Source organism: Streptomyces sp. NPDC058646 (assembly GCF_042716875.1).
GTDB lineage: Bacteria > Actinomycetota > Actinomycetes > Streptomycetales > Streptomycetaceae > Streptomyces.
Genome location: NZ_JBHXRK010000015.1, coordinates 87,495 through 94,287, shown reverse-complemented (window position 1 = coordinate 94,287; position 6,793 = coordinate 87,495). Strand labels below are relative to the sequence as shown.

The following is a 6,793-nucleotide window of genomic DNA, read 5'->3' as shown; positions in this document are numbered from 1 at the left end:
AGGATCCGGCCGGGCGTTCCTGCCCGTTCCCCTGGGTCTCACGGGGCGGGGGCGGCGCCCTTGTCGAGGACGAGGTCGGCCGCCCAGGCCTGGCCGAACTTGATCTCTTTTCCGTCGGCGCCGAGGGAGTACACGCCCTGCAGCGGTACCTTCTCGCCCGGCGTGGAGGACTGGAGGATGTCGCAGACGTCGGCGACCGACTCCACCGGGGTGTCCTTCATCATGGTCACCACGTCCCCGGTTCCCAACTGGGCTTTGCCTGCGGGGGAGTTCGTCCTGGTGTAGACGATGAACACGCCGGTCACCCCGCCGTCGATGAGCTTCTTCTGGGCCTGTTCCGCCTCGGCCTGGTACTCCTCCGGGAAGTTCGTGGCGAGGGTGGGGTCGTCCAGCCCCACGAGGCTCCAGCCGGGGTCGTTCTGCACGACGCCCTGGGCCAGGGTGTCGAGGACGGGCCGGGCGTGGTCGCTGCTGATGGCGTAGAACTGCCCCTGCGTGCCGCCGCCGGCGGCGGACAGGGCGTTGATCCCGACGACCTTCCCCTGGCCGTCGAGCAGCGGGCCGCCGGAGTTGCCCGGGTTGATGGTTGCGGAGTGCTGGATCGTGGAGGGGTAGCGGGGCAGCGTGGTGGACGGCTCGGCGTTCACCACATCGGGGTTCTGCACCGAACCGGCCGTGTACACGACCCGCTGGCCGGTGTCGCTGAGCCCGATCGGGTAGCCCAGCGCGGTGACGGTGTCGGCCACTTCCAGGTCCTTGCTCTCGCCGAACTCGAGGGCCTTGAGGTCGGGCGGCCGGGAGGTGAAGCTCAGGACCGCCAGGTCCGCGCAGGGGTCGATACCGACCACGCGGGCCGGTGCCATCGGCTGGTCCCCGACCCCGACCTTCAAGGAGGGCTCGCCCTGCACCACGTGGGCATTGGTGGCGATGAGCCCCTTGTCCGCGTCGTAGATGAAGCCGGTTCCCTCGGCGTATTTGCCCAGGACCCGAACGGTGGCCGGCGCCGCCCGTTCGTAGATCTTCTTCGGGTCCATGTCGTCTGCGGACGCCGACGGGCCCACCAGCACCCCGAGGACCACGGTCGCGGCAGCCAGCACGGCGCCGCGGGGCTGCACCTTCATGCGCCCGCCACCTTCCCAACGACGGATCCCCTCTTTCAGGCTAGTCCCGCAGCCCCGGGGTGTCCTGCCCAGCCCCGCCCGTCCGGTACCGGGGTCCGGGGCCGCGGTCATGCCCGCTGCCGCGCCGCCGGATTCCTGATGGCCCGTGCGACGGGCCGGCCCCGCCCCTCTGCGGTCACCGAGCCTCCGGCCGGGACGGGGTCACAGGTCCAGTACGACGGCGTAGGCGAGGAAGAAGAGGGCGCAGACCAGTGACATGGCGATGATCACGGCCAGCGGCCCTCCGCCCCAGCCCCGCGTCAGGGGGCGGTAGGGTCCCGCTCCGCCCGAGGTGCTGTCCTCTCCGGCCGGGGTCTCACCGGGAGGTACGCCGCTGCCGGACGGGCGCCCCGGTACGGCGCGCGGACCGGGGTTTGGATATCTGTCCGATATGGCTCTGTTCATACCTTTCACGTCCCCGCCCCCGCCGACCTCATGCCTCCCGCGCCCCTCGAAAAGTCGGCGAAGCCGGCGGGGCGGTGGGCTTCGTGCCCGGCGACGGTCTGTGAGGGTGGATCTGTTGGTCCGGCGCGGGGTCGACACCGTGCTCCTCGGCCGGAACAACTACGAGGGTTTTCTCGGCCACCGGCCGCCCGTCGCCCGGGGCCCCGGCGCCTCACCCCGCGACCGGGCCCTGGCGACCTGGCTGGACGAGGTCGATAAGGGGGTCTTCTCGCGCACGCTCACCTCCGCCGACCGGTCCGGCGCACGCATCGCGGAGCGGGAGTCGGCGGACGAGGTGGCGGCCCTGAAGGAGGCACCGGGCCGGACATCCTCGTCCTCAACAGCGTCAGCATCATCCACGCACCGCTGCACACCGGGCAGTTGGACGAACTGCACCTTGGCCTCGTACCCGCCGTCCTCGGCGGCGGGCGCCGCCTGTTCCCCGACGGTCTTCCCGCCTCCGCCCGGAAGTTCGACGTCACCATGGTCTTCGCCACCGGCGGCGTCGGCCTGACGTACCGCAGGAAGTGACGACCCGGCTCAGCTCCCGACGGGCCAGCCGACCTGTCCCTTCACGACCTGGAGCGGGAGCGGCTCCGCGGCCTCGTGGAACCGCAGGTACCCGATCCGGACCGCGTCGTCCGCGAACCGGTGGGTGTCCTTGGCCCGTGCGGCCAGCAGGCGGAGCAGCTCGCCGACCTGCAGGAACTCGTCCGGGTGGATCTCCTGCCGGGACGACAGCGACCAGCCCTTCCGCGGCAGGTCCGCGCGGCCGGCCAGGGCCGAGCCGAGCACACCGCCGACCCGCCACGCCGCTCCGTTCCCGGCCAGCAGGGGCCGGGGCTCGTCCTCGATCACCGGGTTCCCCGAGTCGTCCTCCACCACGACCGGGAACCCGGTCACGAGGCAGAGGCGTTCCGGCTGCGGCCCGAGCCCCAGGTGCCATCTCAGCTCGGCGAGCTCCTGTTCGTCCAGCTCGTCCCGGAGGTCGACGGTGACGGTCAGCTCATAGATGTCACTCACGCGGTGAACCCTATCGACGGTGCCGTCCCGCTCGATCAGGCGGTGTCCCCCTCTCCCGCCGCCGCGGCACTCCGTCCAGCGCCGTCCCTGCCTTTCGGCAGAGACGTGGATCGGCCGCAGGACTCACGCGGTGGCATCCGCGGACGCCGATACTGGGCGTTGTGCCACGTACCAGCCTGTTCCGCCGCTCCACCCCCCGTCCTCCCCTCACCCCGGAGGCTCGGGGGATCGGGGGGGGTGACCGAGACGGCGGCGGTGGCCGTCGCGGCGCTGGCCGGCCTCGCCGCGCTGGCGTGGATCCTCCGCCTGCCGTCCCTGCCGTACCCGCTGCTCCAGCTGCTGGCCGTGGCCGGCGCCGTGGCGCTCTTCCCGCTGCGCAGGTCCGGCCCGTCGCCGTCCTCCTGGTCCTGGCCGTGCTGGCGGGCCTGGCGCCCGGGGCGGGTCCGGTCCTGGCGGCCACCGCGTACACGCTGGCGTCCCGGACGCGTCCGGGACGCCGGCGGGACCGGACGCTGGGGGCGTCGGGCCTGGTCGTCGTCGCCTCGGCCACGGTGAGCGCGCCCTGGGTGGGGCCGGAGTCGGTGGGGTACGGAGTGGCGCTGGGCCTGGTCCTCGCCGCGACCGCCGTGGTGGTGCCCGCCCTGGCCGCTGTCGGCGAGCCGCCGGGCCCGCTCCGAGGCGTCCCCGCGCTCCCGCAGGGCCCGCACCAGGCGCCCCTGCTGACCCTGCACCGTACCGCCGGCTGCGCTCCGCGGTGGGCAACAACCCGCTTCTGCGGGTCCAGGACCGCGACGAGCTGGTCGCCGAAGCCGCCGGCACGGTCGGCAACCTGCTCACCCTGACGTACGGGCTGCTCGCCATCGGCGTCGTGATCGCTTCGATCGGTATCGCGAACACCCTCGCCATGTCCGTGGCGGAGCGCACCCGCGAGATCGGCGTCCTGCGGGCGATCGGCATGCACCGGAGCGGCATCCGCCGCATGATCCGGCTGGAGCCCCTGACCGTCGCCGCCATCGGCACCGCGCTGGGACTGGCCTGCGGCCTGTTCGGCGCCTGGGCCGTCGGCTCGCTCGCCAACGGGGCGGTCGAGCAGTACTCCCTGTCCCTGCCCCGGGGCACCCTCCTCCTCGTGTGCCTGGCCTCCCCGGCCATCGGCGTGCTCGCGGCGGCCGTTCCCGCCCGCCCTGACTCCGCTGCGGGCCATCAGCGACGCCGTGCAGGGGTGTGGTCGGCGCCCTCGGCGCGGACCTGAGCCCGCTGTGTGGGGATTGGTCCGACGTGCTGACAGCGTGGCGTGTCCCGTCCGCCTTGACGGCGCGGCGGCGCCGCGCCGGTGCAGAGTCTGCGATGCGTCGCCGACGCGATCAGATCAACCGACAGTAGAAGGAACCGACGCATGGGTGCTGATGTGAGGACCGCCGCCCGGATGGGGCCCCTGCCCCACCGGAGCAAGTGGGTGGCGGGCAGTGCGCTCGCCTCGTTCGCTCTGGTGCTGGCCGGAGTCGCCGGTCCGGCACTCGCCGCTCCGCAGGGGCAGCACGCCGGGGGAGGTGCGGCCGTCCGGGATCTCCCGGGCACGGGTGGGGACGGCGGCACCGACTGCACCAGGCCGAAGGCCGCCAAGCCTTCGCCCGACCAGGCGAACGCCCGCCTGCAGGACCCGAAGGACAAATGCGTCCAGGGTCCGGCCGGACCCCCCGGACCCCCGGGACCCCAGGGTCCTGCGGGTCCGCCCGGACCGGTCGTGTGCTCCGACGTGGACGCCTACAAGCCCAGCAATTCCGAAGAGGTCAAGGCCGTGCTGACCGGCGGGCGCGCCTATGCCGGCATCCGGAATCTCCAGGTGATGGGCTCCCCGGGCCCCTTCCGCTGGTACGACCTCACGGACACCCCCGGCAACAACTTCCCGGACGGAGCCTGCGCGATCTCCATCGCCTCCCAGACCAGCGCGGCCGGCGGGGTCTCGATCGAGGTGCTGACCGAGGACGGCGCGGTGTACGAGACCACCTGCTCGATCGACAACGAGGCGGGCAACCGCGTCCTCGACTGCACCGAGTCGTGGGTGGAACTCACCCCTGGCCACCCGGCACCGAACGACAACGGGACGGTGACGGCCCGGATCCACCCCGACCTGCAGAAGCCGGCCGCCAGGACGGTCTCGGACAGCTCGAAGCGCTCCTGATCCGCCGATACCACGTCGTACGTGCCTCCGGCCCAGCCGGACGCCGTACCGGACGGTGCCGCGCAGTGGACCACTGCGCGGCACCGTCGTGGGGCGAACGCCGGCCCCCGCGCGAGCCGGCGGGCACGCTCGGGGCTCAGGGGCTGGGGGTCCGGCGAAGGAGCAGCGTGACGAAGCCGAGGGTGCCCCGATAGCCGTGGAGCCAGGCATCACGGTGTTCGGCCGCGGTCTCGAGGGCTGCGCCGCTGTCGGGGTCGTCGGGGTGGTCCAGGGCCCAACGGGAGAGGCTTCCGGTCCAGGACCACTCGTAGTCGTCCCATTCCCGAAGGGTGCTGACGTGTCCGTGGACGGGGGTCCAGCCGTCGGCCGTGACCCGGTCGACGGTCGTGGCCAGGTCGTCGTACTCATCGGCAGCGAAACCGGCTTCGAGAGTGGCCCGCCCGGGTTCGCGTTCCCAGAAGCAGTCGCCGACGAGGACGCTGCCACCCGGGGCGAGGTGCCTGCGGGCCGCTTCGAGCGTGGGCCGCAAACCGCCGAAGGCGTGGGTGGCGCCGATGCTGAGGACCAGGTCGTAGAGGTGCGGGGAGGTGAAGTCCGCGGCGTCCTGCGTGTGGAGGGTGAGCCGGTCGCCGTACCCCGCTTCGGCGGCGAGGCGCCTGGCCGTGGCTATGGCTTCGGCGGCGTTGTCGACGCCTTCGGCGTGCAGGTCCGGCCGAGCGGTCTGCGCGCGCAGCAGCCAGGCGCCCGATCCGCAGCCGAGGTCGAGGAGGCGTGCGTCGCCGTGCGGAAGGGCCCGGTCGAGGAGCACGCGTACCGTGTCGTCGCCGAGCGGAGCGGCGATGGGGTGGTCGGTGTGGGCGATGGCGCTGATCTTCTGGCGGTCCATGGGGCCATCCTGCCCCCGGCCCGCGCCGCGGTCTCGCGAATATCTGCCGACAGCGGGGACGGCCGGGGGGCGGCCGGAGCGGACGGGCAGGGGGCACGGGGTGTGGTGCCCGTGCCGTCCGGTGTGCAAGTTCCGGGAAGCGGCGGGGTGTTGGCGCGGACGGCGTCCGTGGCGGCATCCCGCAGGTGCACGGCGTGACGGGCCCCGTTCGGAGCCTCCGGTGCAGGCTGCAGCGGCTCCCCCGGTGCCGACGACCACGGATCCCCTCATCGAAGCAGAAGGTCACCCTGGCCAAGCGGGGGGATTCCGATAGAGGTCGCCGAGGAATGAAAGCCGGATTGCGACCAATGGCTGGCCTTTGTCGCCCTTTCTTCGCCACAGCTTTGACATCGAAGATCATCATCCCCGCATTCCTCATGCGTCCAGGGAACCGCCGAATCCACTATCAAGATCGACCGGCGGCGTCAAGCCACGAGTTTCGGTTACATGACGCGGGGGTGGCGTGCGGGCTCTACTGGAAGCACGCCCCACCGGGAGAGACACACCGGAAACGGAGACCGGGAATACGGGGTCGGAATGACCGCCAGAGAATGCACCGCGGGTCGGTTGGAAAACCCTCGCGAACCGAATGGAGAATCCGATGACGAAGCGTTCCTACACCCGCCGTATGCTGCTGGCCGCCGCCTCCGTGGCTCTGGCGGGTGGTATCGCCCTCCCGGCGACCGCGATGGCTGCACCGGCCCCCCAGACGGTTCAGACCGCGGTGGAATCGCACGTGAAGACGAAGGGCTGCAAGAAGCACGGCCACAAGTGCCTCAAGGTCAAGTCCCCGTCGAAGACTCCGAACACCCCGAACACCCCCAACACCCCCAACACGCCGAACTCCCCGGGTGGCGGCGTGAACACCCCGAACACCCCCAACACGCCGAACACTCCGAACAGCCCCGGTGGTGGCGGTGGCGGTAACAACACCCCCAACACCCCGAACACGCCCAACACCCCGAACAGCCCCGGTGGTGGCGGTGGCGGTAACAACACCCCCAACACCCCGAACACGCCCAACACCCCGAACAGCCCCGGTGGTGGCGGTGGCGGTAC

General features: G+C 72.0%; 8 protein-coding genes and 1 pseudogene. 5 read left to right on the top strand and 4 right to left on the bottom strand.

All coding sequences use genetic code 11. The features are described 5' to 3' along the window. Window positions 1-38: 38 nt before the first annotated feature. Together ACFWUZ_RS19740 and ACFWUZ_RS19735 are read right to left on the bottom strand one after the other, a co-directional pair. Window positions 39-1,121: a S1C family serine protease gene (locus tag ACFWUZ_RS19740; protein WP_384374076.1), complete on the bottom strand. Its 1,083-nt coding sequence runs from the start codon at window positions 1,119-1,121 to the stop codon at window positions 39-41. Between the two features lie 201 nt (window positions 1,122-1,322). Continuing rightward, window positions 1,323-1,565: a DUF6480 family protein gene (locus ACFWUZ_RS19735; RefSeq protein WP_384374073.1), complete on the bottom strand. Its 243-nt coding sequence runs from the start codon at window positions 1,563-1,565 to the stop codon at window positions 1,323-1,325. A 420-nt stretch (window positions 1,566-1,985) separates the two neighbouring features. On the opposite strand from ACFWUZ_RS19735, the gene ACFWUZ_RS19730 reads away from it, so the two are divergent. Next, window positions 1,986-2,135, top strand: coding sequence for a hypothetical protein (locus tag ACFWUZ_RS19730; protein WP_384374070.1), 150 nt, complete (start codon window positions 1,986-1,988; stop codon window positions 2,133-2,135). 9 nt (window positions 2,136-2,144) lie between these two features. Here the strand turns inward: ACFWUZ_RS19730 and ACFWUZ_RS19725 are convergent, their stop codons facing one another. Beyond that, window positions 2,145-2,627, bottom strand: a complete 483-nt coding sequence (locus ACFWUZ_RS19725) for a hypothetical protein (RefSeq protein ID WP_384374067.1) — start codon at window positions 2,625-2,627, stop codon at window positions 2,145-2,147. A 237-nt stretch (window positions 2,628-2,864) separates the two neighbouring features. On the opposite strand from ACFWUZ_RS19725, the gene ACFWUZ_RS19720 reads away from it, so the two are divergent. The 3 genes from ACFWUZ_RS19720 to ACFWUZ_RS19710 all read left to right on the top strand — a co-directional run bounded on the left by ACFWUZ_RS19720 (window position 2,865) and on the right by ACFWUZ_RS19710 (window position 4,809). Beyond that, a complete protein-coding gene (locus ACFWUZ_RS19720) occupies window positions 2,865-3,182 on the top strand; it encodes a hypothetical protein (protein WP_384374064.1) in 318 nt (105 codons plus the stop codon). 199 nt (window positions 3,183-3,381) lie between these two features. Beyond that, window positions 3,382-3,879 (top strand): ABC transporter permease, encoded by a 498-nt coding sequence (locus ACFWUZ_RS19715; RefSeq protein ID WP_384374061.1) that lies wholly within the window; start codon window positions 3,382-3,384, stop codon window positions 3,877-3,879. 144 nt (window positions 3,880-4,023) lie between these two features. Then, window positions 4,024-4,809 carry a hypothetical protein gene (locus tag ACFWUZ_RS19710; RefSeq protein WP_384374058.1) on the top strand — a complete coding sequence of 262 codons (786 nt, stop codon included), beginning with the start codon at window positions 4,024-4,026 and terminating at the stop codon, window positions 4,807-4,809. A gap of 136 nt (window positions 4,810-4,945) precedes the next feature. On the opposite strand, the gene ACFWUZ_RS19705 is transcribed toward ACFWUZ_RS19710, so the two are convergent. Continuing rightward, window positions 4,946-5,695 carry an SAM-dependent methyltransferase gene (locus tag ACFWUZ_RS19705; protein ID WP_384374055.1) on the bottom strand — a complete coding sequence of 250 codons (750 nt, stop codon included), beginning with the start codon at window positions 5,693-5,695 and terminating at the stop codon, window positions 4,946-4,948. A gap of 640 nt (window positions 5,696-6,335) precedes the next feature. On the opposite strand from ACFWUZ_RS19705, the pseudogene ACFWUZ_RS19700 reads away from it, so the two are divergent. After that, window positions 6,336-6,793: pseudogene (locus ACFWUZ_RS19700) on the top strand (hypothetical protein); the annotation flags it as partial.